The following is a 1,264-nucleotide window of genomic DNA, read 5'->3' on the forward strand; positions in this document are numbered from 1 at the left end:
GATCCCTCAAAGACGATGAGGTAGATAGGTCCGAGGTGGAAGCACGGTGACGTGTGGAGCTGACGGATACTAATCGATCGAGGACTTAACCAAAAGAAATGCTTTCAATGCCGTTATCCAGTTTTGAAGGAACAAAAATTATTTAAAAAAAACACTTGTAATTCGTTAATAAAGTGTTATAATAATTCATGTTCCAAATTAAATAGTCTAGTGACGATGGCAAAGAGGATACACCCGTTCCCATACCGAACACGGAAGTTAAGCTCTTTAGCGCCGATGGTAGTTGGGGGCTTCCCCCTGCGAGAGTAGGACGTCGCTAGGCTATCAGATGGAGGATTAGCTCAGCTGGGAGAGCATCTGCCTTACAAGCAGAGGGTCGGCGGTTCGATCCCGTCATCCTCCACCATACGTGCCGGTGTAGCTCAATTGGTAGAGCAACTGACTTGTAATCAGTGGGTTGAGGGTTCGATTCCTTTCGCCGGCACCATCATGAGCCATTAGCTCAGTGGTAGAGCATCTGACTTTTAATCAGAGGGTCGAAGGTTCAAGTCCTTCATGGCTCACCATTTAATATTGCGGGTGTGGCGGAATTGGCAGACGCACTAGACTTAGGATCTAGCGCCTTACGGCGTGGGGGTTCGACTCCCTTCACCCGCACCATATTTTAATTTATGCGGAAGTAGTTCAGTGGTAGAACACCACCTTGCCAAGGTGGGGGTCGCGGGTTCGAACCCCGTCTTCCGCTCCAATTGCCGGGGTGGCGGAATTGGCAGACGCACAGGACTTAAAATCCTGCGGTAGGTGACTACCGTACCGGTTCGACTCCGGTCCTCGGCACCAAAATAAAGCGCCAGTAGCTCAATTGGATAGAGCGTCTGACTACGGATCAGAAGGTTGTGGGTTCGACTCCTGCCTGGCGCGCCATAAAATCAAAAGGAACGGGAAGTAGCTCAGCTTGGTAGAGCACTTGGTTTGGGACCAAGGGGTCGCAGGTTCGAATCCTGTCTTCCCGACCATTGTTATGTTGGGGCATTAGCTCAGCTGGGAGAGCGCCTGCTTTGCACGCAGGAGGTCAGCGGTTCGATCCCGCTATGCTCCACCATGAACCTTGAAAACTGAACACCGAAACGTTAATGATATAAATTTTCCAATTCGTTGACCCTCGTTGGCGGATTGGATACGGACAAAAGTTTGAGCTAATCAACTTTTCTTTTATGGAGAGTTTGATCCTGGCTCAGGACGAACGCTGGCGGCGTGCCTAATA

At 49.9% G+C, this 1,264-nt stretch carries 9 tRNA genes and 2 rRNA genes; all 11 read left to right on the forward strand.

Annotation, left to right across the window (positions count from 1 at the left end):
• A 23S ribosomal RNA gene (locus ACFPOH_RS06810) occupies nt 1-93 on the forward strand; the annotation flags it as partial.
• 113 nt (nt 94-206) lie between these two features.
• Nucleotides 207-322 (forward strand): 5S ribosomal RNA (gene rrf / locus ACFPOH_RS06815).
• Between the two features lie 8 nt (nt 323-330).
• Nucleotides 331-406 (forward strand) — tRNA-Val (locus ACFPOH_RS06820).
• A 5-nt stretch (nt 407-411) separates the two neighbouring features.
• Nucleotides 412-487, forward strand: a tRNA-Thr gene (locus ACFPOH_RS06825).
• 4 nt (nt 488-491) lie between these two features.
• Nucleotides 492-566: transfer RNA gene (locus ACFPOH_RS06830), tRNA-Lys, on the forward strand.
• A 9-nt stretch (nt 567-575) separates the two neighbouring features.
• A tRNA-Leu gene (locus ACFPOH_RS06835) sits at nt 576-660 on the forward strand.
• 13 nt (nt 661-673) lie between these two features.
• Nucleotides 674-748, forward strand: a tRNA-Gly gene (locus ACFPOH_RS06840).
• 3 nt (nt 749-751) lie between these two features.
• Nucleotides 752-840 (forward strand) — tRNA-Leu (locus ACFPOH_RS06845).
• A gap of 7 nt (nt 841-847) precedes the next feature.
• Nucleotides 848-924, forward strand: a tRNA-Arg gene (locus ACFPOH_RS06850).
• Between the two features lie 15 nt (nt 925-939).
• Nucleotides 940-1,016, forward strand: a tRNA-Pro gene (locus tag ACFPOH_RS06855).
• Nucleotides 1,017-1,026: 10 nt separating this feature from the next.
• A tRNA-Ala gene (locus ACFPOH_RS06860) sits at nt 1,027-1,102 on the forward strand.
• Nucleotides 1,103-1,264 lie beyond the last annotated feature (162 nt).

Origin of the sequence: Ureibacillus suwonensis, assembly GCF_042655065.1 — a bacterium.
Lineage (GTDB): Bacteria > Bacillota > Bacilli > Bacillales_A > Planococcaceae > Ureibacillus > Ureibacillus suwonensis.